Source organism: Nonomuraea pusilla, assembly GCF_900109355.1.
Lineage (GTDB): Bacteria > Actinomycetota > Actinomycetes > Streptosporangiales > Streptosporangiaceae > Nonomuraea > Nonomuraea pusilla.
This window is the reverse complement of record NZ_FOBF01000003.1, coordinates 241573-264433: the sequence shown is the minus strand read 5'-3', so window position 1 is coordinate 264433 and position 22861 is coordinate 241573. Positions and strand designations below refer to the sequence as shown.

The following is a 22861-nucleotide window of genomic DNA, read 5'->3' as shown; positions in this document are numbered from 1 at the left end:
GGTTCGGGGGCTACTTGCCCACGCCTTCTGTGAGGCCGCGGATGAACTGGCGCTGTCCCGCCAGGAACAGCAGGATCGTGGGGAGCGCCGCGATCGTGAGGCCGGCGAGCACCACGGGCCAGTCGGTCAGCAGGCGGCTCTGCATCGCCATCAGCCCGACGGGCAGCGTCTTCATGGCGTCGTCGCTGACGAACACCAGCGCGAACGCGAACTCGTTCCACGCGAACAGCGCCTGCAGCAGCGCCGCCGACACGAGGATGGGACGGCACATCGGCAGGATGACCCGCCAGAAGATCTGCGTGGGGGAGGCGCCGTCGAGGGTGGCGGCCTCGTCCACCTCCCGCGGCAGCTCGATCATGTACGCCCGGATCAGGAAGATCGTGAACGGTACGCGGAACGCGGTGTAGAGCACGATCAGCGCCCAGTACGTGTCGAACAGCCCGATCGACGTGAGCAGGCGGAACAGCGGGATCAGCGCGACGGTCGGCGACAGCAGCAGCCCGCCCAGCACCAGCAGCGCCACGGCGTTGCCGAAGGGCATGCGCAGCCGGCACAGCCCGTACGCCGCCCAGGCGCTGATCAGCGTGGTGGCCACGATCGAGGCGACGGTGACGATGACGCTGTTGGTGAAGTACCGGACGACGCCGAGCTCCCAGGCGCGGGCGTAGTTCTCCCAGCGCAGCGCGCCGGGCAGCCCCCACGGCTGCTCGAAGATCTCCTGGTTGTCCTTGAACCCGCTGAGCACCATCCACAGCAGCGGGTACAGCACGGCCACGGCGAACCCGGCGAGGACGCTCCAGCCCAGCACCCGGGCGGCCACCCAGCGCAGGGTCACGGCGCCGCCGCGGGCGGGCGGCCGAGCGGGCGGCACCGCGACGGCGCGCTTCTCCGGAGCGCCCTCTTCCAGGGCGCCCTCCTCCGGGGCGCCCTGCTTCACAGCGGTCATGCGTCGTCCCTCCGTCGGCGGCTCAGCGCCAGTTGCAGCGCGGCGATGGCGAACGTGACGACGAAGACGACGGTGGCGACGGCGGCGGCGTAACCCATGTCGTCCTCGAAGAACGCCTGGTGGTAGAGCCAGGTGCCGAGGACCTGGCTGGAGTTGTCGGGGCCGCCGGAGGTCATGACCATGACCTCGTTGAAGACGAGGAACGCCCCGGAGATCGTGAGGATGACGACGAGCGTGGTCATCTCGCGCACCATCGGCAGGGTGACGGAGAAGAACGTCCGGACGGGCCCGGCGCCGTCCACGCGGGCGGCTTCGAAGAACTCGCGCGGGATGCGCTGGATGGCGACGACGAACAGCACGGCGGTGTAGCCGATGCCCTGCCACTGGCTCATCGCGATGACGCTCCAGATGGCGCTGCCCTCCTCGCCGAGCCAGGCACGGGCCAGGTGGCCGAGGCCGACGGCCTGCAGGGCCTCGTTCACCAGCCCGTACCTGGGGTTGTACAGGAAGGAGAACAGGACGCCCGCGACGGTGATGGAGGTGGCGGCGGGGATGAAGTAGAGGGTGCGCAGCAGCCCCCGCAGCCGCCGCCCGACGAGCTCCTCCAGCAGGGCGGCCAGCACCAGCGACACGCCGGCCTGGCACACCAGCGACACGACCGCGTACGCGACGTTGTTGAGCAGCGCCCGCCAGAAGACGGGGTCGCCGAACGCCTCGGCGTAGTTGTCGAGGCCGACGAAGCGCGGCTCGGGGGAGAAGGCGTTCCAGGAGAACAGGCTCAGGCGCAGGTTGTCCGCGATGGGGTAGTAGACGAAGACCAGCAGCAGCAGGACGGCGGGCAGCACCCAGACGACGGTGCGCCAGCGGGTCAGCAGGGCGCCCACGGCGTCACCCGACTTCCTTCCTGGCCTTGGCCGCCGCGTCGCGCACGCCCGCCATGACCTGTTCGGGCGTGCGGGAGCCCGACAGCATGCCCTCGACGCCCGACAGGTAGGCGCTGGCGACCTCGGCGTGGGTGACGGTGTCGAGCCAGACGGCGAACTGTCCGGCCTTGTCCATGTCGTCGAGCGCGGAGATGAGCTGCGGCGCCGCGTTCTCCGAGGTGGCGGAGCCCTTGACGGGGCTGAGCCAGGAGAAGTCCTTGGTCATGGTGGCCGCGTTCTCCTTGCTGGACAGGAACTTGAGGAAGTCGACGGCCAGGCCGGCGTTCCTGCTCCTCGCGTTGACGAGGAACCCGTCGGGCGCGCCGGTCAGCGCGGTGGGGTCGCCCGCCGCGCCGGCGGGGGCGGGCAGGCGGAAGATGTCCCAGTCGATGGGCGGGTTCGCCTTGACGAACACCTCGAACTCGACCGACTCGACGTAGTGCATGGCGGCTTTCCCGGCGATGAACTGCGCCTGCGCGGTCTCGTGCGACAGGCCGTTGGCGTCCTTGGTGCCGCAGCGTCCGACGAGTTCGGAGAACTGCTTGAGCGCGGTGACGTAGCCGGGGTCGGTGAAGGCGCCGGTGGCCGGGTCGTAGTCGGCCCTGAGCGTGGCGGGCGGCACGTCGTAGGCGTTGAGCTGGGTGACGAAGTGCAGGGCGGCCCAGCCGTACTGGTTGCCGAAGGCGATGGGTTGCACCCCGGCCTTCCTGAACGCGTCGCAGGCGGTCAGCAGCTCCTCGAACGTCTTCGGCACCCCCACGCCCGCCTTGGCGAAGACCGCCTTGTCGTACGCCATGTACTTGCCGTCGAGGTCGAGCGGGACGCCGTAGTTCCTGCCGCCGTACTCGAAGGCCTTGAGCGCGGCGGGCGCGAACGTGGAGCCCCAGCTCGTGCCGGGCCCGATCTGGCCGGTCAGGTCGGCGGCGAGGCCGGCGCGGACGAACTTGTTGGCGAAGTCGCCCGCCCAGGAGAAGTAGATGTCGGGCAGGTCGCGTGAGGCGCTCAGCACCCGGATCTTGTCCTTGTACGGCTGGTCGCCGACCTGTTCGAGCTTGATGTCCACCTTGGGGTTGGCCTGCTCGTACGCGGCCACGACCTTCTCGAAGTACGGGGCGTACTGGGGGTCGGCGAACTTCGTCACCATGGTGAGCGTGCCGGCCTTCTCCTTGGGCGCGGACAGGTCGGCCGTGGCGGGCGCGCCGCCGGTGCCGCCGGAGCCGCAGGCGGCGGTGGCGAGGGCCAGCAGGAGCGCGGTCCAGTGGTGCCTGGTGGTGCGGACCTTCATGGGGACTCCTTCAGGGGGGCTTGGTGTCCGAACGCGCCGTAGGAGGCGCAGGCGCGGGAGGCGTAGGAGGTGGCGGCGGCGACGAGGGCGTGCGGGTCCTCGCCGGAGGCGACGCCGACGAGGAGCCGGGCGATGAACGCGTCGCCGGCGCCGAGGGTGTCGACGACGCCGACGGGTTCGGCGGGGGCGTAGGCCAGGGTCTCCGCCGCGACGAGGACGGCTCCGGCCGGGCCCATGGTCACCGCGACCGTGGAGGGGCCGAGGTCGCGTACCCGCCTGGCCAGGGCGAACGCCTCACGGCGGGCGCGCGACGGCGACGACAGCACCGCGACGGCGGCGTGCGGGGCGTGCGCCGCGACGTACTCCCAGGGGCGTTCGGAGAAGTCGAAGGACAGCCGCCGCGCCCGCGCGGCGACGGCGGGGAGCTGGTCCTCGATCAGGGAGCACTCGCCGGTGTGGACGATGTCGGCCCGCGCCAGCCGGTCGAGGTCGTCAGGGGAGAGCCGGAAGCGGGAGACGCCCTCGTGGCCGCCGGTGAACTTGCGCTCGCCGGCGACGACCCGCACGGTGGCGGTGGCGTTGGGGCCTTCGACGACGCGCAGCAGGGACAGGTCCAGGCCCTCGGCGGCGAGCGCGGCGCGCACGAGCCGTCCTGCCTGGTCGGTGCCGAGGGCGCCGAGATAGGCGGAGTCGGCGCCGAGCCTGCGGGCGTGGACCGCGACGTTGACGGCGTTCCCGCCCGGATACATGACGCCGAGGTCGGGGTAGCGGTCGACGACGTTGTCCCCGACGGCGACCAGCCGGATCTTGCGAGACTCCACGCGTTCTCCGAGTGTTTTGGGAAGGTTCTCAATCGCTTGAGTGAGAACGTTCTCAATCCGTGGACCCGGTGTCAAGAGTCCCCGGGAAATCCGCTACGGTGGCCCGTTGATCGCCCGCGCGGGAGCATGATGGGTGACACGACGACCAGACAACGGGGGTCCAGATGAGCGTCCGGCGGAGCATGCCGTCGATCGAGGCCGTCGCCAGGGAGGCAGGGGTCTCCACGGCGACGGCCGGGCGCGCGCTCGGCGGCTACGGCTCCGTCAGCGGCAAGAGCCGCGAGGCCGTCCTGGCCGCCGCCGAACGCCTCGGCTACCGGCCCAACAGCCTCGCCCGCAGCATGATCACCGGGCTCACGCACACGCTCGGCGTCCTCGTGCCCGACATCGAGAACCCGTTCTTCTCCCGCGCCCTGCGCGGCATCGCCGACGCCGCCCACGAGCGCGGCTGGGAGGTGCTGCTCGTCAACACCGACGAGGACCTCTCCCTCGAACGCAAGGCCCTCGGCGTCCTCACCGAGCGCCGCGTCGACGGCCTCGTCGTCGCCCCCACCGACGCCGCCGACCGCGACGCGCTCCAGGGCGTGATCGAGGCGGGCATCCCCGTCGTGCTGCTCGACCGGCGCGTCCCCGGCGTGGAGGCCGACACCGTCGGCATCGACAACCGCGCCGCCGCCAGGGACGCCACCGAACGCCTGCTCGCGCTCGGGCACCGCACCATCGCCTTACTGACCGGCGGCGACGAGAAGCTGCGTCCCAAACTGGCCAGGCCGGGGCTGCGCGGGGTCGAACGCCTGGCCGCCACCACCGTCGGCGCGCGCGCCGCCGGCTACCGCGACGCGCTGCTCGACGCCGGCATCGAGCCGCGCCCCGAACTGGTCAGCGCCGAAGGCTTCCGCAGGGAGGACGCGGCCGCCGCCACCACCCGCCTGCTCGGGCTCGACGACCCGCCCACCGCCATCCTCGCCCTCGACAGCCTGCTCGCGCTCGGGGTGCTCCAGGCGCTGCGCCGCCTCGGCCTGCGCTGCCCGGCCGACGTCTCGCTCATCGCCTTCGACGACGCCGACTGGGCCGAGGCGATCTCGCCGCCGCTCAGCGTCGTCGCCCAGCCGGTGTACGAGCTGGGCAAGGAGGCGGGGCGGCTGCTGCTGGACCGCGTCCAGGGCGGCGACAGGCGCGTCACCCACCGCCGCCTGCCCACCCGGTTCATCGAACGCGAATCCGCCGCCCCCCGCGCCTGACCGCCGCCTCCCGCGCCTGACCGCCGCCCCCCGCCTGACCGCCGCCCCCCGCCTGACCGCCGCCCTCGGACGCGCGGGCGGCGGACGCCGCTTCTTCGAAGCCTGTGCGCGCGGGCGGATGCCGCAGACCGTGCTCCCCGCGTCCGTGTGCGCGGGCGGATGCGGCAGACCGAAGCGCCCCGTGTCCGTGCGCATTGGCTGGATGTCGCAGACTGAAGCCTTCACGTCCGTACGCGGAAGGAGCCAGGCACATGCGCGTCGTCGTCACCGGAGCCCACGGGAAGGTCGGACGGGCCGCCACCCGCGCGCTCGCGGACGCCGGCCACGAGGTGACGGCCGTGGACGTCACCCGTCCCGTCTGGGAGCGGGCCGAGCCCGGCGCGCCCGCCTACCGGCAGGCCGACCTGACCGACGCGGGGGAGGCGTTCGCCGTGGTGCGCGGCGCCGAGGCGGTCGTCCACGGTTGTTGTGGAAGACGACGTGCGGCGGGTTCATGCTGGGGTCGGGGATGGCGGCGCGAGCTGGTGCGCGAGTACTACGGCGACTCGATCCCGCTGCGGGCGCTGTCGCGGCCAGACGCGTCGGGCATCTCGTGCGCGAAGGCGTACCGGCTGCTCGGCTGGGCGCCGAAGCGTTCGTGGCGCGACTACCTCGACGAGAACGGCCACGCCCTCCCGCGCTGACCCCCGGGCAGGGGCGGCTCCTGCCTGGGGGGCGGTCTGTCAGGGGAGGGTGGCGATGAGGTCGGGGAGGGCGGCGGCGTCCGAGAACAGGTGGGCGCCGAGGCCCGCCAGGCGGTGCTCCGGAGTGACGCCGCCGGTGAACGCCAGGCAGCGCATCCCCGCCGCCTGCGCCGCCCGCACCCCGAACGGGCTGTCCTCCACCACGACGCAGCGCTCGGGCGGCGCCCCGAGCACCGCCGCCGCGTGCAGGAACAGGTCGGGAGCGGGCTTGCCCCGCGGCACGTCCTCGGCGCTGAACACCCGCCCCGCGAACCGCGCCGCCAGCCCGGTCAGCTCCAGGCTGCGGCGGATCGCCGTGTGCCGCCCGTTCGAGGCCACGCAGGACGGCGGCTCCAGCCGGTCGAGCGCCGCCACGATGCCGGGCACCGCCCGCAGCTCCGCCGCGACCGCCGCCCGGTACTCCGCCTCGACCTCGTCGCGCCAGCCCGGCGGCACCTCGCCGACCTGCTCGTCCCAGTACTCGGGGGAGCAGCCGACGAAGCGTTCGGCGTACCGCGCCTCGTCGATGTCCCAGCCGAGCCGGCGCAGCGCCGCCGTGCCGACCCGTACGGAGATGTGCTCGCTGTCGACGAGCACCCCGTCGCAGTCGAAGATGACCAGGTCGACGGTCACGCCATCACTCCTCGGAGGGGAAGGAGCGCCGGGCGGCGGGGGAGCCGCCCGGCGGGATGATCAGTAGTCCACCTTGAACATATAGTGCCGCTGGTCGAGGTCGTGCCCCCGGACCGATTCGTAGTGCCGGGCCAGCCGGTCCATCAGCACCGCGATCACCAGGGGCGACACCTCGCCTCGGAGCTCCTGCGGGATGCCGGGGAGCGTGTGGTCGGCCGTGTCGACGTGGTAGGTCTTCTTGCTCGCGTACGTGTTGAGGAAGCGCCTGGCCCGCTCGGCCATGGGCCGCGACGGGTCCTCGCCGAGCAGGTTGATCACCGCGACGTCGTCATCGACCACCTCGAACGCGCCCTGGAAGAACTCGCCCGAGTTGAACCCGGCCGCGTGCTTCCACTGCATCTCCTGCAGGAAGCACATGGCCAGCCCGTACGCCCAGCCGTAGCTGGGGCCCGAGCCGAGGACGTACGTGATGGGCTCGTCCTTGAGCGCCGAGGCGATGGCGGCGGCGCGCTCCTCGCCCTCCTCGGCGGCGGAGACGAGCGCGGCAGGCAGCGCGTCGAGCGCCTGGTCGAGGAGCGCCCAGTCACGTTCGACGCCGGTCTGGCGGAGCAGCGCGTACGCGGCGAGCTGCATGAACAGGTCGCTCTGCCCGGTGAAGGCCACGTCGGCGGCGTCGGCGAGCGGCCCGCCCTCCTTGGTGACGACGGCGACGGTGGCGCCGGTGCTCCTGGCGTACTGCGCGGCGGCCACGGTCTCCTTGGTCCTGCCGGTGTAGGAGGCGAGGAACACGAGCGATCCCGGGCCCATCCTGCGGGTGCGCCCGGTGTTCAGCTCGTCGCTCTGCAGTTTGTACACGGGGTGGGTGGCCTCGCGCTCCAGCAGGTAGTGGGCGGGGTGGGCGGCGATGAGCGAGCCTCCGGCGCCGACGAGGAACACGTTGCGAAGGCCGTCGTCGACGGCCTTGGCGACGAGTTCCTCCACCTGGGCGCGCTGGCTGATCGTCCGCGCGGCCTTGTCGGCGAGGTCGGGCTCGATCGGCTTGAGCGGCAGGGACACGGGCGTCTCCGTTCAGGAAGGCAAGGGAAAGTGAGAACGTTCTCAGCGACGTGTTGATAACGTTCTCACTTGAGACCGGGAGGCGTCAAGGGCAGGAGGAACGCCGGCGGCGCGGCGACGCAGGGAGGCGGCGGCGGGACCGATGCGACGGAGGAGTGTGGCTGCAGGACTCAGGGGGCAGCGGCGAGCTCGCGGTTGGGGGTGGCGAGCCTTCTGCCGGGGCTGGAGGGGGCGGCGGCGGGCTTTCCGCTGGGGCGCAGGTGCTTGGTGTGAGGGCCGGGCTTTCGGCTGGAGCGGAGGTGCCCGCTGTGGGGTGGGCTTCTGTCCGAGGCGGGGGTGCCCCATGTGGGGGTCTGGGTTGGGGGTTTGACCTGCGGGACCTGGGCCTGAGCCTGCCGGTCATCGCGGACGTCCTCGGCCGGCAGAAGGGCGAGGAGGCGGCGCCCTCCTCGACCACGTCGAGCTCCTCGAACTCGAGCGCGACCGGCTGGACCAGCGGATCGGAGCGGTGCGGCACACCCTCGAAGCCGGGCGTTCCGGCACCGCTCCCTCCATGCGGATGATGCTGGAGGGCTTCAACGACCGCTACCGGGACGACATCGTCTCCCGCTGGGGCGAGCGCGTGTTCCTGGAGAGCAACGCCTGGTGGCACGGGAAGACCCTGGACGAGCAGATCGCCTGGAAGCACGACACGGACGACCTGGTCGCGGCCTGGAAGGACGGCGAGTCGCCGGGCTCCGGCCGTGCCCAGGCCCTGACCGCCCGGCACGTGGCGGCCCGGTGCCTGCCGTCAGCGGGCGGCGGCGCCGCGGGCGGCGCCGATGACGCGGGTCAGCGTCGCGTGGAGGTGCTGCAGCTCGTCGAGCCCCATGCCGAGCGCCTCGACGATGGCGGGCGGGATCTTCTCGGCCTCCGCCCTGAGCGCCCGGCCCCGCTGGGTCAGGGAGACCACGAGCACGCGCTCGTCGTTGACGTCGCGGCGGCGCGTGACGTAGCCGATCGCCTCCAGCCGCTTGAGCAGGGGCGACATCGTGCCGGGGTCGAGCTGCAGCAGCTCGCCGAGCTCCTTGACCGACAGCCGTTCGTGCTCCCACAGCGCGAGCATGGCGAGGTACTGGGGGTGCGTGAGCCCGAGGGGCTGGAGCAGCGGACGGTAGATGGCGAGGACGCTGCGCGAGGCGATGCTCAGCGCGAAGCAGACCTGCCGGTCCAGAGCCAGCGGATCTGTCTGCGGAATCACATCGGTCATCCAGGTCCCCCCTTTCCGTCCATGTTACATTTAGTTTGCACACCAACGATTAGGACGCCAAGAATCTCCGGTCGGACGGGAAGAGGGTCATGTTCCATCGCAAGCCCCTGGAAGAGCGCATCGCCGATCGTGTCGCCCAGCGCAAGCCGCTGAAGGAGGGCGAGCACTTCGAGCACGGCCCGGCCAAGTTCGTCTTCATCTCCTTCGCCGTGATCATCGTGCTGGCCCACTTCATCGGCTTCGCCATCCTCATGCCGTGACGGGCGCCGATCAGGGGCACTCGTAGCCGGGGGACTCGTAGCCGGGGAAGAGGAGCGACAACTCCCTCGGATGGGCCGCGACGAGGCGCAGCTCGTCGTCCGTCAGCGGCCTGCCGGTCATCGCGTTGCACAACTGCACGAGGCGGAACGTGAGGTCCTCGTCGCGCACCTCGACGCCGAGCCCGTCCATGACGTGCCTGAACCCTGCCTTCCCGCCGTACTCGCCCGTCAGCACCACCCGTCCGGGGCGCGCGTGCCAGTCCTCGGGGAACGGGCCTAGCGACGCCTCGTCGTACAGTTCGTAGTTGCCGTGGTCCTTCAGCGCGCCGTCGGCGTGGATGCCCGACTCGTGCGCGAACGCGTTGCGGCCCACCCCGACCTGGTTGTACGGCAGCGGCTGGCCCAGCGCGTAGCTCGCCCAGAGCCCGAACCGCCTCGCCCACGACAGATCCAGCGGGTCGCCGATCTCCGCCTCCAGCCCGAACCCGTGGCGGAACGCGAGGACCGTCGACAGCAGGTCCGCGTTGCCCGAGCGCTCGCCGACGCCGTTGACGCAGGTGTTGATCCAGGCGTCCTGCCCGGCGTCGAGGTCGCCGAGCGCGCCCGAGACGGAGTTCGCCACGGCCATGCCGAGGTCGTTGTGGCAGTGCGTCTCCACCGGCATGGCGGCGGCCGAGGCCAGCCTGGCGAAGCGCTCCCTGATGCGGCCGGGCGTGTCGCCGCCGATCGTGTCGCAGTACCTCACCCGGTCCGCGCCCGCCTCCTTCGCCGCCAGCGCGAACTCCAGCAGGAACCCGTCGTCGGTGCGCGAGCCGTCCTCCGCGTTGACGCCCACGGTCAGCGCGCCGGCCGCCTTGGCCGCGCGCACCGCCGCCGTCATCTCCCTGATGACGGCGGCCCTGTCGAGCCGGCCGCGGAACTTGTTCTGGATCATGTAGTCGGACGTCGAGATGGACAGGTTGTAGTGCTTCAGGCCGAGCGGCGCCGCCCGCTCGACGTCCTCGGGCACGCCCCGGCACCAGCCGGACAGCCGCAGCGCGCCGAAGGCCCCGGCCTCGGCCAGCGCCACCTGCGCCCGGACGTACGGGACCTCGTGGAACAGGAACGGGAAGCCGATCTCGGACTGCGCCACCCCGAGCCTGCCCAGATAGAAGTTGACCATGGTCTTGCCGAACTTGGACAGGCCGGTGCGTGCGGTCTGCACGCCGTCGCGGTTGGTGACGTCGAGGAAGTGAACACGTGGCATGCCCATCACGTTGACATGCGTCAATAATGTGCATCAATATTGATTTTCATCAACATTGAGGAGTGGGAGGCGCGGATGGAGTGGATCGACGCGACCACCGCGTCCGAACGGCTGGGCGTGAAGCCCGCCACCCTCTACGCGTACGTGAGCAGGGGCGTGCTGCGGCGCCGCCGCAGCGACGACGGCCGCCGCAGCCTGTTCTCCGCGGAGGAGGTCGAGCAACTGGCCAGGCGCGGACGGCCAAGGAGCCAGCCGCCCGAGCTGGTGATCGACTCCGCCGTCACCGCGCTCGGCCCCGACCGGCCGTACTTCCGCGGCCTCGACGCCCTCGACCTGGCCAGGAGCCACGACTACGAAAGCGTCGCCACCTGGCTCTGGACCGGCGCCCCCGCCGCCCTCACGAGCAGGGGCGGCGGATGGGAGTGCGACGAGGCGGCGCTGCGCGCGGCGCGGGCCGCGCAGCACGGGCTCCCCGGCGACCTGCTGCCCCTCGACCGGCTCCAGGTGATCACCACGGTGCTCGGCGCGTCCGACGGCCTGCGCTTCCAGCTCGACCCCGCCTCCGTCGCCGACACCGGCCGGCGCCTCGTCGCCGGCCTGGTCGACGCGCTGCCGCAGCGGTCCGAGCCCGCCGGGACGTCGATCGCCGAACGCCTCTGGTCACGCCTGACCGCGCGCCCCGCCGAGCCCCCGCTGCTGCGCGCCCTCCAGGCGGCGCTGGTGCTGCTCGCCGACCACGAACTGGCCCCCTCGACACTCGCCGCCCGCGTGGCCGCCTCCGCCAGGGCCGACCCGTACGCGGTCGTCCAGACCGGGCTGGGCGTGCTCGGCGGCCCCCTGCACGGCGGGGCGTCGTACGGCGCCGAGCGGCTGCTCGCCGAGGTCGGCGAGGCGGGTCTCGCGGCGCGGGCCGTCGCCGAGCGCGTACGGAGGGGCGAGCGGGTCCCAGGCTTCGGCCACAGCGTCTACAAGAACGGCGACGGCCGGGGAGCGCTCCTGTTCGGCCTCGTCGAGGAGGCGGCGCCGGGGCACGAGCGGCTCGCCGTCGCGCACGCCCTGCGGGACGAGGCGCGCAGGCGTCGCCTGCCCGACCCGAACGTCGACTTCGCCCTCGCCGCTCTCGCCGCGGTGAGCGGCATGCCGCCGGGCGCGGGGGAGGCCGTCTTCGCCGTGGCCCGGACGGCGGGCTGGCTCGCCCACGCCATGGAGGAGTACGCGAGGGGCACCCTCCTCCGCCTCCGCGCCGCCTACACCGGCCCGCCGATCACCCGCTGACGTCGGCCTCCGCGCCGCCTACACCGGCCCGCCGATCACCCGCTGACGTCGGCCTCCGCGCCGCCTACACCGGCCCGCCGATCACCCGCTGACGCCGGCCTCCGCGCCGCCGCACCGGTCCGGCGACCCATCCCGGTGGCGGCCGCCTCGGCCTGCCGGTCAGCCGCCGGCGTTCCCGGTCGTCCCGGCCTGCCCGTCCGCCGTTCGCTGTCCCGGCCGCGGCGGGTGACGGCGCGGTCAGCGCTGAACGGCCGTCAGGAACTCCCCGAGGGCTGCCGCGACCGCGCCGGGGGCCTCCAGCGGCAGCAGGTGGCCGACGTCGGGGACGGTCGTCAGGGTCGCGTGCGGGACGAAGGGCAGGAGGTGCTCGCGCAGGACGTGTGGCGGCTCCACCACGTCGTTCTCCCCGGCCAGCACCGTCACCGGGACCTCGATGTCCCGAGCGGCGGACGTGATGTCCTGCCCGATTCCGCGCAGGGGCCACTCGTGCCGGGCCTCGGCGCCGGCGGCGAGGCTGTCGCGTACCGCGGCGTCCCGCACGGTCTCGGGCAGCGGCGTGGCCGTCAGGACCTGGTCGAGGGCGTGCCGCACCGCCTCGGGCGAGTCGTAGGCGTGCGACAGACCCTGCCGGTACTCCTCGGTCACCGTGGCGGGCGGCCGCGGCGGCGCGGGCGCGACGAGCACCAGGCCGGCCAGCCCCGCGGGCCGGCGGGCCGCGACGAGCTGGCTCACCTTGCCGCCCATCGAATGGCCGACGAGGACGAACGGCCCCGGCACGCTCGCCTCGACCACGCGGACGAGATCGTCGGCGAGCCGGTCCAGGTGGTAGGGCCCGGGCAGCGCCCGCGAGGCGCCCCAGCCGCGCTGGTCGAAGCGGACCGTCGCCTGCCCGGCCGGCAGGTGACCGATCACCCCGCTCCAGGTGCCGGCGGAGCCGCCCCAGTAATGGACGAACACCAGTGCCGGCCCCGCACGGCCCTCTGTCCGCACGTTCAGTGATCCGCCCGCCACCGGGACCGTCGTTGTCGTTTCCGTCATCAGCGTGCCTCTCCTGTCGGCTGCGGACGACGGCTCCCGTCGTCCTGCCGTAGCTGTGTACCGCAGCCTGACCTGCGTGTCAGGTGTAGCCGTGACACTATGCGAGGAGGGCGGGCGCCCCTTGGACGAGGGAGCACGATTATTGTGGAAAACGGACACAGTGCTGTACGGCAGCTGCGCTACCTGCCTGCCGTGGGGTCGGCGTACGGGGTGGAGGTGCTCAGTTTCGCCGCGCTGCGCGCGATGGACGTCCACCGCCGTCGCACACAGCCGCAACGCCCCGACTTCCATGTGTTCGCCCTGGTGAGCTCCGGAACGGGCGCCCACGAAGCCGACTTCCACAGCTACCAGCTGGAGGAAGGCAGCGCCGTGTGGATCCGGCCGGGCATGGTGCACCGCTGGAGCGACATCGACGCCTGTGACGGGCCGCTGGTCCTCTTCCTGCCCGGCTTCCTCCCGGGCTTCACCGCGCCGGAGGCCGCCGCCCCGGCGTGCTGGCACCTGGATCGGCAGCGCCTGTCCCTCGCCCTGCTCGCAGCCGAACATCTCGACCGCGAGCACGACGCGGCCGTACGGACACCACGGCTGGCATCCCCCGCGCTGCTCTCCCACCTGCTGGCGGCACTGATCCTGCGCGCGCTCCCCGACCCGCCGGCCTCCGCCGCCACGACGGGATCCGGCGGCCGGCACACGGAGGTGTTCCGCGCCTACCGGGCCGCCGTCGAGGAGCACTTCACCGACTGGCACCACGTGGCCGACTACGCACGTCACCTGGGCTACGACGTGCGCACCCTCACCCGGGCGACGCGCGCGGCCACGGGCACGGGCGCCAAGACGTTCCTCGACCAGCGGATCCTGCTGGAAGCCAAGAGACTGCTCGCCCACACCGACCTGCCGGTCGGCGGCTGCGCCCGGCGTCTGGGCTTCGGTGACGTCGGCAACTTCACCACATTCTTCCGGCGCCAGGCCGACACGCCTCCCGCCACCTGGCGCACCACCCACAGCGCCGCCCACAGCACCCCCCAGAACGCCGCCGACAGCGCCCCCGACAGCGCCGCCCGCAGCGCCCCCGACAGCGCCGCCCGCAGCGCCGCCGACAGCGCCGACCCCGGCACCCCCAGAGCGCCGCCGACAGTGCCGCCCGCAGCACCCCTCAAAGCGCCGCCGACAGTGCCGCCACCACCGCCACCGCTGTCCCTACCGCTGCCCGCAGTGCCGCCCAGCGCGCTGCCCGCAGTGCCGCACCCACCGCCGCACCCCCGCCGCGCACAGCCTCGAAGACAGCGCACCCGGCACTGCGGCGCCTGCCCAGCCGGGGTACTGAGCAGCGCGGGCGACGTGGAAGCCGTACCGCTTCGTCCTTGGTGAAGGTCGCCAGGGGCGGGTGGCGTCGGCGTGGCGCCGCCCGCCGCTGGGCCCGGTGGCCAGAATGGGAGGAACGGCCTGGTCAGGGGGCCGGCCGGTCACCACGCCGGCTGAGCAGGGGCGGCCGGCCAACGGGGCGGCCGAGGGGCGTCCCGTCCGGACGGGCGTGTGGCACGGGGAGACAGCAGGTGCGTTCCATCGCAGGCATCGGACTGACGGCCACCCTCCTCACGACACCCCCGCCCACACCGGCGGACACGCACGCCCTGAGCGAGGCGACCAGCCCCCTGCCGGCGGACAGGGCCGGCCTCCACGAGCCCGCCCGGTTCTCGCCGGTGGAGGCGTACGTCCCGGTTGAGGGAGGCCGGTCTCTGCCGGTGGAGGCGCGCGTCACGGTTGAGGGAGGCCGGTCTCTGCCGGTGGGGGCGGACGTCCCGCGTGGGAGGGCCTGGCGTGCCGTCGCTGTGGCTCCAGGCCCCGTCGGCGCCACCCCCACGCCTGAACCGGCGCCCACGGCCACCGGCGGTACGAAAGCCACCAACACCTCCAAGACCTCCAAAACCACCAGTAGCAGCAGCAAGAGCGGCAAGAAGCAGAAGGTGAAGCCGTGGTGGAAGCGGGTGACGTCGTTGCGGGTCGTGCCGAGGCGGCCGCAGCAGAACGACGTCGTCCGGATCTTCGTCCACTGCCCCACCCAGGCCAACCACGCGATCATCGGCTCGACCGCGTTCACCCTGAAGGGCTCGCGGCGGCTCTACCGGGAGGTGGGGCTCGGCCTGTCGAAGCGCGGGCTGGGGCGCAAGGGCGTCGTCATCTCGTACTACGCCCTGCCCGGCTACCACCCGGTCCTCCTCAGGTGCGTGAAGGCGACCATGAGGAAGGTCTCCCGCATCAGGAGGACGCGGGTGGTGGGCCGGGCGGCGGCGCCGCTGGTGGTGCGCCCGTTCCGCCTGCGCCGCTTCTTCTGAGCGGGCGCAGGCGGAGCAGGCAGGCGGAACGGGCGCCGCGCGTCAGGGGGCGGCGGGCGCCGGGCTCCTGTCGACGTACGCCGCGAGGGCGCGCACCCGTTCGGCGTGATGGTCGTGCCCCACGATCACGGGCGGCTCGTTGTACGGCATCGCGTCGGACGAGCGCCGCAGCTTGACGTACTGCCCGCAGGCGTCGATCGCGTACGGCTCCATGTCGTCCTGCAGCGCGCCGATCACGGTGATGCCGTAGGTCTCGCCGATGCGCCTGAACAGCGCGACGGCCTCCCTGCGGTGCTCCTTGCCGAGGTTGCGGCCCAGCTCGTCGAGCACCAGGCACAGGTGCCCGCCGCCGGACGAGGCGATGGCCGCGGCGCACACCAGTTTGACCGCCTTCTCGTCCATGAGGGCGGTGTTGGCCCGCCGGTTGTACGGCACGAACCCCTGCCCCTCGCCGCGCCGCCACTTGGGCGTGACCCGCCACTGCCAGCGCTGTTCGGGGTCGGCCGGCGCGGGCGGCAGGGGGAACTCCAGCGTGGCGCCGTAGCCGCCGTAGGAGGTGTCGAGCCGGTCGAACTCCTCGGCCACCCGGGTGAGCCTGGCCTTGATCGCCGCCGTGAGCGCCGCCCGGTGCACCGCCGTGGACTGCGCGGCCTCCTCGGCGCCCCTGGCCGCGGCGGCGAGGTCGCGCTGCCTGGAGACGACCTGCGCCTCGATCTGCCGCCGCTGGTGGCGTTCGTACTCCTCCTGCCCGCGCAGGTAGGAGGCGAGGGAGCCGCAGACCGCGGAGAACGTGGCCTGCTCGCGCGCGGTGCTGCCGCCCCGCTCGGTCAGCAGGAACCGCAGCTCCTCGGGGATCTCGGCGTCGTCCTCGGGGAAGGTGTCGCGCAGCGCCTGGTCGAGGTGGCGCTCGCCGAGGCGCCACCACTCGTCGGCGGTGCGCGGACGCTCCTCCTCGGGCAGGGCGCGCATCCACTCGCGTGCGGTCTCGACGGTGCCGCCCCAGTCGGCGGCGAGCGCGTCGAGCTTGAGCGCCTCGCGTTCGGCGGCGACCTTGGCCTCCTGCTCGCGGGCCTGCGCCCGCTCGGCCTCATGCCGCTGCCGCCGCCCCTCCAGCCGCTCGATCTCCATGTCACGCGTACGGGCCCGGAAGTCGAGCGCTGCGGCCTGCCGTTCGGCTTCGGCGACCTTGGGCGCGACCTCGGCGACGGCGTCGTTCAGCTCGGCCAGCCTGGCGCGGCGACCGGCCAGCTTCTCCTCCAGTTCGGCCAGCCGCACGCCGGCCCTGGCGCCCTCCAGCCGCCGCTGCGCCTGCGCGACGGCCTCCTCCTCGTCGCGCACGGCCTGCGCGGCGGACTCCTGCACGTCGCGGGCCCGGTTGAGCCGCTGCTCGGCGGCCTTGATGCGGGCCTCGCGCCCGGTGGCGACGCCGTCGAACGCCCCCACCACGCTCACCCCGGCGGCGCTCACCAGCACCGACCCCGGCAGCGCCGCGAGGGCCCGCGCGGCGTCGTCGAGCCGCCCGGCGTCGACGATCACGGCGTGCTCGTGGGGCCAGCCGCGCAGCGTGCCGAGGCCGGCGGCGTCGCGGGCCTGCTCGGCCACGTCGAGCGCGTCGAGCAGGCCGGTGGCGCCGACGCCCGCCGCGGCGAGGGCGTCGAGCTGGGCGGCGGCGGGGCCGCCCTCGGCGTCGTCGAGGGCGGCCTGCGCCGAGGCCACCTCCTGGTCGGCCACCCCGAGCGCCTTCAGCGCCTGGTTGAGCCGCAGGCCCGCCTCCCGCAGCTCGCGCTCGGCGGTGGGGACGTCGCGCCCGTCGGAGAACCTGCGGGCCTCCTCCAGCCCGGGGATCATGCCCCGCAACTCGTCGGCGGAGTTCTCGGCCACGGCCCGGTCGGCGTCGAGCCTGGCGGCCCGCGCCTGGAGCGCGGCCAGCTCCTTACGGGCCTGCGCCACCTGCCGGTCGAGCGTGTCGTCCTTCAGCGTGGCGATCTCGGCCTTGACGACGGTGACCGCCTCGGCCGCCGCCTCGCCGGCCGCGCCGTGCCGCTCCAGCTCGGCGGCGAGCAGCTCGTCGCGGCCGGCGGCGTCGGCGAGCTTGCGCGCCTGCCTGCCGCGCCAGCAGCGCAGCGCCTCGGCCAGCCGCACCCGCGCCTCGTCGCGCCGGTCGAACGTGGCCAGCAGCGCCTTCGACTCGGACTCGAACTCCGCCAGCCGGTCGGCCGCCTCGGCGGCGCGCACCCGCTTGGCGTGCTCGTCGCGGCGGGCCTCGCGCTCCTGCTCCAGTTCGGCGTCGAGGCCGGTGAGGGCGGCGATGGCCTCGAAGACCCGCTCGGGGGAGATCTCGTTGAGCGGCTGCGACAGCAGGTTCGTGGCGACCTTGCTCCGCACGGACGTGGACAGGAACGACACGCACCTGACCCTGTCGCCGTAGAGGACCCTGGTCAGGTCGCGGGCCACGACGTCGCGGCGGCCCGCGGAGCGCGGCAGCGACGCCCACGTCTCGTCGGCCCGCGCCACCCGCTCGGCCTCGGACGGCGCCGCCGCCAGGTGCACGCCGGGCCGCCACCGGATCTCCAGGTGCGGCGCCTCCTGGTTCACCCTGAGCCAGACGGTGAGCGCGCCGCGCGAGGTGTCGGGGACGTCGAACAGCTCGCCCCCTTCCTCGGCGACGCCCTCGCCGGCCTCGGGGGCGGCGTCGGACTCGGCGTCGGCCTCGGCGGCGGGCAGGAGGGGGTCGTCGAGCCCTGGGGGCGCGAACACGCCGACGATGTAGCCGTGGTCGGCGCTCGCCCACTGCCGGGCGCCCGCGCCGCTCGCCAGCTCGGCGTTGAACAGCAGCTCGGCCACGGCCTTCGCGCCGGACGCGAACCGCCACTGCTCGTCGCCGAGCAGCGCCGTGATCGAGGCGATGAACGACGACTTACCCGCGCCGTTGGAGTCCTTCGGGCCCGCGCCCGCGACGACGATCAGGGTGCCGGGCACGGTGGGCACCGGATGGGTCGACAGCCGCGAGATGTTGACCGCCTGCACGGCGATCAGCACCCGGTCTCCGACGACGTTCTCCATCTGCGACACCTGGAACCCCCGTAACCCTTTCATCCGCTCGGACACTGACACTGACGTCGCTCATGGGCCCGCTCATGGGGCCGATCTCCTGGCCCGCACGGCGGCGGCCAGCGGGGTGTGCGGGCCGGCCGCGAGGATGAGCTCCTCCTGCAGCCGCCGCCGCGCCGCCGGCGTGAGCCGGTGGAACTGCGGACCCGGCACGTACCCGCCGGCCTCCTCGCCCGCCTTGACCTGCGTGAGCAGCCCCGCGTGGCGCAGCACCCGCAGGGCGGACTCCAGCTCGCCGATGGGCACCTGCGTGTGGCGGCGCAGCTCCTCCACCGGGGTGGGGTGCGGCGACAGCCAGGAGTCCTCGGGCAGCAGGCCCTCGGCGCGGGGGATCGCCACGGAGTGGACGAGCACCAGCGTCAGTACGGCCCGCTCGCTCACCCCCAGCGCCCAGCCCTCGGCGGCGGGGCCGTGAGGTTCGAGCGCGGGGGCGCACCCGTCGTCGTAGCCGGAGGTCCAGCGCTCGCGGTGCTGGACGAGCACCCGCCCGCGCCTGGCCAGCATCTCGGCCAGCGTGTGGCGCAGCGCGGGGTCGCGCAGGGCGGCGAAGCGGGCCTCCTGCACCGGCTCGGCCGCGTGCTCCACCGCCATGTACGCGGCCACCAGCTCGGCCCGCCGCCGCTCGTCGTAGCCGCCGAGCAGGTCGTCGAACTCGGCCGCCCCGGTCTCGGCGCGCATGCCGCCGCCCGGCGCGGGCTCGGCGGCGGCGACGATGTCGGCGTCGGCCACCACGGTGAGCTCGGCCCTGTCGGGCTCGGGGATGCGGCGGACGAGCTCCTGGAGCTGGGCGTGCGACTCGACGGGCCACAGCGCGCAGCGCGGGCCGAGCGACACCAGCCCGTCGTGGACCGCCACCCAGGCGGAGTCGTGCAGGCGGCGCAGCGCGCCGACGGCCCAGTTGCGCATCAGGTCGTCGGTGCGCCCGATCAGCGCGCGGTAGGTGTCGAGCACCAGCTCGACGGGCGCGGGGACGCCGGGCCACGGATCGACCGACAGGTCGGTCCAGCAGCACTTCAGCACGGTGGCCAGCACGCGCCTGGTCTCGCCGGACCGCTCCACGGCCACGGGCGGCACCTGGTACTCCTCCAGCAGCGACGGCGTCGCCCCGTCGGGCCACGCCGGCAGCGCCTGCCCGGTGGAGTCGGCGCGGGTCAGCCTGGTCATGCCGGCCGGGGCGGGCGCGCCGGGGCCGAGCGGCAGCGGGCCGCAGGAGCGGGCGCGGGCGTGCGCGAGCGCGGACGGCTTCATGCGGTGCGCTCCAGATGGCCGTGGGACAGCCAGGCCGGCTCGCGGCCGGGATCGACGCTCAGCTCGTCGGACCAGACCAGGCGGTAGGGCAGCTCGGGCCGCAGGTCGACCGTGGTGAGGTCGGCCAGCAGGCGCCGCGCGGACGGCCAGTCGGAGCCGATGACATCGGCCAGCGCCACCCTGGACGCCTCGCCGAGCAGCGACTCGGCCACCTGCGCCAGGCGTTCGGTCGCGGCGCTCTGCGAGGTGTCGAGCGAGCCCTCTGGCCCGGGGTCGGGGAGCGTGGAGCGCGGGGGAGTGGGCTGGACCGGGGCGGGACGCGGCGCCTCGTCGACGGCGCGGGCGACGGCGGCCGGGTCGTGCCAGGGCGCCGGGGCGTCGAACAGGAACCCGTCGAGCACCGCCGCGAGACGCTCCTTCGTGGCGGTCTGGGAGAACGTCCGCCAGGTCTCGGTGGGCAGCAGCGTGAGGTTGCGGGTGGTGCCGGCGGAGTCGGCCAGGCGACCGGCGGCGCGGCGGGAGGCGTCGCTGTAGGCGTAGATGGCGGCCCGCAGGTCGGTGCAGACCCGGTCGAGCTCGGGCCAGCGGGTGAGGATCGTGCCGTGCAGGCCCTGGGCGCGGCGCGCGATCTCCTCGGTGCCCCACAGCTTGGGCGCCTGCTCGCGCAGCTCCTCGATGGTGCCGGTGGTGAGCGTGACGAGTTCGAGCGCCCAGAGCCGGAACGCGCGGGCCAGGTTGACGGCGCTCTGCCTGGCCTCCTCCATGGTGGTGCGCGGGTCGGCGACGTTGAGGTCTTCGAGCGCGAGCAGGCGGTGCATCTCGGACTGGCCGCCGTCGTCCATCATGCGCCTGATGAACATCAGCCCGACCACGCTGGTGAACGAGGCGCGGTAGCGGAGCTGGTTGGGCTTGGGGAACACCTCGCGGACCGCGCCGAGCCCCTTGAGCACCCGCAGGCGGTTGTCGAACTGGTCGGCCGGGTAGGCGCGGCAGGCGAAGCGCATCTGCTCGTGCGTGAGCCACTCCTCGCCCGCCTCGGCGAACGCGGAGAACAGCGTCTCGGCGATGTCGACCAGGACGGGGTCGTCGACCACCGCGCCGCTGTCGCGGGCCAGCGCGGCGAACATCCTGCGGTAGGTGGAGAGCACCGCCTCCTCCGAGAGGGCGGCGTCGAGGGTCAGGGGCTGTTCGGGCACGCGCTCTAAGGTAAGGCCATCCACCGACACTCTCGGCACTCCACACGGCTACCTGCCGGTACCGGCGCGCATGGGGTTCCTGACCGCTAGTGTGATGCCCGGTAATAACGGGGCAAACACTGTGTCATCGTACGTACGGGGTGAGTGACGGTTGCGTTTCCGTGTGCTCCGAGGCGATCGGGCGACGGCCGCGATCGCCGGGGTGGCGGCGACGATCCTGGTCGCAGGGGCGGCCTGGTTCGGCGTGGGCGTCTCCAGCGCCAACCCCAAGCTGGCCGACGTCGGCGCCTGGCTGTGGACCGCGGCCAGGGGCCGCATCGTGCACGTCAACGGCCTGTCGGGCGAGGTGGACGGCTACCTCGACGACAAGGCGGGCAGGCGGCTCAGGGTCGTGCAGGACGGCTCGAACGTGCTGCTCGTGGACGACCGCACCGGCTTCGTGAGCCGGGTCGAGCCGAGCCAGCTCAGCGTCACGCAGACGCGCGACCTCGGCGCGGCAGGGCTGCAACTGGTGGTCTCGGGCCCGGCCGCGTACGCGGTGGACCCGGCGGCGGGCCGGGTGCAGCGCATCGACCCCGTCACGCTCGGCACGCTCGGCGCGCCCCTCACCCTGCCAGGCCCGCTCGGCGCCGCCCGCATCGACGGCGGCGGACGGCTGTGGGTCCCGGTGACCGCGAGAGGCCAGGTGGTGCCGGTCACGCAGGGCGTCGCCCAGAGCCCCGTGAAGGTGGGCGAGCCGGGCGAGGAACTGTCGGTGACGATCGCCGGCGGGCTGCCGGTGGTGGTCAACACCAGGGCAGCCACCGCCGTGACCATCGGCGGCGACGGCGGCGTCGGCGAGATCGCGCTGCCCAAGGGCGTCGCCGCGGCCGCGAAGGGCGGCGCGCTCACCCCCGCCTCGACCGAGGGCCCGCTGGTGCCGGTGCTGACCCCGGGCCGCTCGGGCCTGCTCGTCGTGATCGACACCTCCTCGAACTCCGTGCTCAGCACGAAGGTCGAGGTGCCCGACCCGTCAGGGCTCGGCGTGCCGCAGGTGCTCGGCTCCACCGTGTACGTCCCCGACCGGCGCAGGGGCTCGCTGGTCGTCTGGGACAGCGCCGCGGGCGGCCGCCCCACCACCCTCCAGGTGGCCGAGGGGCCGGGGCCGGTGGACGTGTTCGTCAAGGACGGCCTGCTCTGGGCGAACGACGAGAACGGCGACAACGCCGTCGTGATCGACCCCGAGGGACGCAGGCACGACGTGGACAAGGACGACTCCGACGTCCCCGGCCCGACGAACACGCCGGGCCCGCGCCGGACCCCCCGTCCCGACCCCGCCACGACCGGCCCCGAGCCCGACCCCGCGCGCACCGCCGACCCGGCGCCCACCGACACCGGTGAGAGCCGTCCGCCCGCGCGCGAGCCCGGCGGGAAGCGGACGCCCACCCCGTCCCCCACCGGCTCGCCCGCCCCCGGCGCGCCGTCGCCGCCCGGCGCGGTCACCGCGCGCTCGGGCCCCGGCAAGGTGACGGTCGGCTTCAGCCCGTCCACCGGGGGAGAGGTGCGGCGGTACACGCTGAGGGCGACCGGCGGGCCCGGCGCCGCGCGGCCCGCCTCGGTGGGCCCCGACGGGCCCTTCCAGTTCGAGTTCGGCGGCGGCGACTGCTCCGCCGAGTACACCTTCGTCGTGGTCGCGCACTGGCGGGGCGGTGAGGTCGAGTCGGAGCCGAGCGCGGGCGCCAAGCCGTGCGTCGCGCCCGGCGCCCCCGCGAACTTCACCGCCACGCCGAAGAACCGGGGCGCGACGCTGCGCTGGGACGCGCCGGAGAACGCCGGCGACGGCACCACGTACGTGCTGTCGGGCGCCGCCACGAACGACGGCGTCAAGGGCACGTCGTTCACCGTGGACGGGCTCAAGAACAACGTCAGGCACGCGTTCACGCTCAAGGCGAGGAACGCGGCGGGGGAGAGCTCGGACGCCGTCACGGCCGAGGTGGACCTCGCCTACCCGCGCCGCCAGTACCAGAACGCCAGCAACAACGACACCAACACGCTGATCCGCCCGGGACCGTCGGCGAGCGGCCAGGCCGGGACGATCCCGAAGGGCGAGTACATCACGCTCACGGTGGTCTGCCAGGTCAAGGGCCCGTCGTACACCGACTCCTCGAGCGGCAGGAGCAGCGACATCTGGAACCGGGTCGAGACCAGGTACGGCAACGGCTACCTGAACGACACGCTGGTCGCCACTCCGGACGGGGGTTTCCCGGAGGGCCCGCTCTACGAGTGCACCGACTGAGAA

At 73.7% G+C, this 22861-nt stretch carries 19 protein-coding genes and 1 pseudogene; 8 read left to right on the top strand and 12 right to left on the bottom strand.

What is annotated here, in order from left to right:
* Positions 1–10: 10 nt before the first annotated feature.
* From BMX74_RS07195 to BMX74_RS07180, 4 genes are read right to left on the bottom strand one after another with little or no spacing between them, the layout of a single operon-like run.
* Positions 11–946, bottom strand: coding sequence for a carbohydrate ABC transporter permease (locus BMX74_RS07195; RefSeq protein ID WP_091099136.1), 936 nt, complete (start codon positions 944–946; stop codon positions 11–13).
* Complete coding sequence (locus BMX74_RS07190; protein WP_218153909.1) at positions 943–1830, bottom strand: carbohydrate ABC transporter permease; 888 nt, start codon at positions 1828–1830, stop codon at positions 943–945. Before BMX74_RS07190 ends, BMX74_RS07195 begins: the two co-directional genes overlap by 4 nt.
* Before the next feature lie 4 nt (positions 1831–1834).
* A complete protein-coding gene (locus BMX74_RS07185; protein ID WP_055505788.1) occupies positions 1835–3154 on the bottom strand; it encodes an ABC transporter substrate-binding protein in 1320 nt (439 codons plus the stop codon).
* Positions 3151–3975, bottom strand: a complete 825-nt coding sequence (locus BMX74_RS07180) for a PfkB family carbohydrate kinase (RefSeq protein ID WP_055505787.1) — start codon at positions 3973–3975, stop codon at positions 3151–3153. Before BMX74_RS07180 ends, BMX74_RS07185 begins: the two co-directional genes overlap by 4 nt.
* Positions 3976–4139: 164 nt before the next feature.
* Here BMX74_RS07180 and BMX74_RS07175 point away from each other — a divergent pair, with 164 nt between their 5' ends.
* Both BMX74_RS07175 and BMX74_RS07170 read left to right on the top strand, forming a co-directional pair.
* Complete coding sequence (locus tag BMX74_RS07175) at positions 4140–5216, top strand: LacI family DNA-binding transcriptional regulator (RefSeq protein WP_055505786.1); 1077 nt, start codon at positions 4140–4142, stop codon at positions 5214–5216.
* A 251-nt stretch (positions 5217–5467) separates the two neighbouring features.
* Positions 5468–5899, top strand: a complete 432-nt coding sequence (locus tag BMX74_RS07170; RefSeq protein WP_091099134.1) for an NAD-dependent epimerase/dehydratase family protein — start codon at positions 5468–5470, stop codon at positions 5897–5899.
* Positions 5900–5938: 39 nt separating this feature from the next.
* Here the strand turns inward: BMX74_RS07170 and BMX74_RS07165 are convergent, their stop codons facing one another.
* Positions 5939–6571 carry an HAD family hydrolase gene (locus BMX74_RS07165; RefSeq protein ID WP_091099132.1) on the bottom strand — a complete coding sequence of 211 codons (633 nt, stop codon included), beginning with the start codon at positions 6569–6571 and terminating at the stop codon, positions 5939–5941.
* 60 nt (positions 6572–6631) lie between these two features.
* On the bottom strand, positions 6632–7627 hold the full coding sequence (locus BMX74_RS07160; RefSeq protein WP_055505783.1) for an SIS domain-containing protein: 996 nt from the start codon (positions 7625–7627) through the stop codon (positions 6632–6634).
* A gap of 553 nt (positions 7628–8180) precedes the next feature.
* Between BMX74_RS07160 and BMX74_RS45440 the strand changes: the two are divergent.
* Positions 8181–8342: pseudogene (locus tag BMX74_RS45440) on the top strand (MerR family transcriptional regulator); the annotation flags it as partial.
* Positions 8343–8417: 75 nt separating this feature from the next.
* Here BMX74_RS45440 and BMX74_RS07150 read toward each other — a convergent pair.
* Positions 8418–8876, bottom strand: coding sequence for a MarR family winged helix-turn-helix transcriptional regulator (locus BMX74_RS07150; protein ID WP_055505782.1), 459 nt, complete (start codon positions 8874–8876; stop codon positions 8418–8420).
* Between the two features lie 89 nt (positions 8877–8965).
* Between BMX74_RS07150 and BMX74_RS43885 the strand changes: the two genes are divergently transcribed.
* Positions 8966–9136, top strand: a complete 171-nt coding sequence (locus tag BMX74_RS43885) for a hypothetical protein (RefSeq protein ID WP_176573464.1) — start codon at positions 8966–8968, stop codon at positions 9134–9136.
* Positions 9137–9146: 10 nt separating this feature from the next.
* Here the strand turns inward: BMX74_RS43885 and BMX74_RS07145 are convergent, their stop codons facing one another.
* Positions 9147–10382 (bottom strand): LeuA family protein, encoded by a 1236-nt coding sequence (locus tag BMX74_RS07145; RefSeq protein ID WP_055506322.1) that lies wholly within the window; start codon positions 10380–10382, stop codon positions 9147–9149.
* A gap of 75 nt (positions 10383–10457) precedes the next feature.
* Between BMX74_RS07145 and BMX74_RS07140 the strand changes: the two genes are divergently transcribed.
* Positions 10458–11657: a citrate/2-methylcitrate synthase gene (locus tag BMX74_RS07140; protein ID WP_091099130.1), complete on the top strand. Its 1200-nt coding sequence runs from the start codon at positions 10458–10460 to the stop codon at positions 11655–11657.
* Positions 11658–11894: 237 nt separating this feature from the next.
* Here BMX74_RS07140 and BMX74_RS07135 read toward each other — a convergent pair whose 3' ends face one another.
* A complete protein-coding gene (locus BMX74_RS07135; protein ID WP_176573463.1) occupies positions 11895–12695 on the bottom strand; it encodes an alpha/beta fold hydrolase in 801 nt (266 codons plus the stop codon).
* A 144-nt stretch (positions 12696–12839) separates the two neighbouring features.
* Here BMX74_RS07135 and BMX74_RS07130 point away from each other — a divergent pair, with 144 nt between their 5' ends.
* Entirely contained in the window at positions 12840–14063 is a 1224-nt protein-coding gene (locus BMX74_RS07130; RefSeq protein WP_218153908.1) for a helix-turn-helix domain-containing protein, read from the top strand.
* A 596-nt stretch (positions 14064–14659) separates the two neighbouring features.
* Positions 14660–15028, top strand: coding sequence for a hypothetical protein (locus BMX74_RS43880; protein WP_152992540.1), 369 nt, complete (start codon positions 14660–14662; stop codon positions 15026–15028).
* A 42-nt stretch (positions 15029–15070) separates the two neighbouring features.
* On the opposite strand, the gene BMX74_RS07120 is transcribed toward BMX74_RS43880, so the two are convergent.
* The 3 genes from BMX74_RS07120 to BMX74_RS07105 form a co-directional block, all read right to left on the bottom strand.
* A complete protein-coding gene (locus BMX74_RS07120) occupies positions 15071–18091 on the bottom strand; it encodes a coiled-coil domain-containing protein (protein ID WP_236714933.1) in 3021 nt (1006 codons plus the stop codon).
* A gap of 72 nt (positions 18092–18163) precedes the next feature.
* Positions 18164–19387 carry a hypothetical protein gene (locus BMX74_RS45435; RefSeq protein ID WP_256256813.1) on the bottom strand — a complete coding sequence of 408 codons (1224 nt, stop codon included), beginning with the start codon at positions 19385–19387 and terminating at the stop codon, positions 18164–18166.
* Entirely contained in the window at positions 19384–20583 is a 1200-nt protein-coding gene (locus tag BMX74_RS07105) for a hypothetical protein (protein ID WP_055505778.1), read from the bottom strand. The genes BMX74_RS45435 and BMX74_RS07105 overlap by 4 nt, the downstream gene beginning before the upstream one ends.
* A 163-nt stretch (positions 20584–20746) precedes the next feature.
* Between BMX74_RS07105 and BMX74_RS07100 the strand changes: the two genes are divergently transcribed.
* Entirely contained in the window at positions 20747–22858 is a 2112-nt protein-coding gene (locus BMX74_RS07100; protein ID WP_091099128.1) for a fibronectin type III domain-containing protein, read from the top strand.
* Positions 22859–22861 lie beyond the last annotated feature (3 nt).

Coding starts and splice junctions, on each gene's coding strand:
- BMX74_RS07195 (WP_091099136.1), bottom strand. CDS start 946: ATGACCGCTGTGAAGCAGGGCGCCCCGGAGGAGGGCGCCCTGGAAGAG.
- BMX74_RS07185 (WP_055505788.1), bottom strand. CDS start 3,154: ATGAAGGTCCGCACCACCAGGCACCACTGGACCGCGCTCCTGCTGGCC.
- BMX74_RS07175 (WP_055505786.1), top strand. CDS start 4,140: ATGAGCGTCCGGCGGAGCATGCCGTCGATCGAGGCCGTCGCCAGGGAG.
- BMX74_RS07170 (WP_091099134.1), top strand. CDS start 5,468: ATGCGCGTCGTCGTCACCGGAGCCCACGGGAAGGTCGGACGGGCCGCC.
- BMX74_RS07150 (WP_055505782.1), bottom strand. CDS start 8,876: ATGACCGATGTGATTCCGCAGACAGATCCGCTGGCTCTGGACCGGCAG.
- BMX74_RS43885 (WP_176573464.1), top strand. CDS start 8,966: ATGTTCCATCGCAAGCCCCTGGAAGAGCGCATCGCCGATCGTGTCGCC.
- BMX74_RS07145 (WP_055506322.1), bottom strand. CDS start 10,382: ATGCCACGTGTTCACTTCCTCGACGTCACCAACCGCGACGGCGTGCAG.
- BMX74_RS07140 (WP_091099130.1), top strand. CDS start 10,458: ATGGAGTGGATCGACGCGACCACCGCGTCCGAACGGCTGGGCGTGAAG.
- BMX74_RS07135 (WP_176573463.1), bottom strand. CDS start 12,695: ATGACGGAAACGACAACGACGGTCCCGGTGGCGGGCGGATCACTGAAC.
- BMX74_RS07120 (WP_236714933.1), bottom strand. CDS start 18,091: ATGGAGAACGTCGTCGGAGACCGGGTGCTGATCGCCGTGCAGGCGGTC.
- BMX74_RS45435 (WP_256256813.1), bottom strand. CDS start 19,387: ATGAAGCCGTCCGCGCTCGCGCACGCCCGCGCCCGCTCCTGCGGCCCG.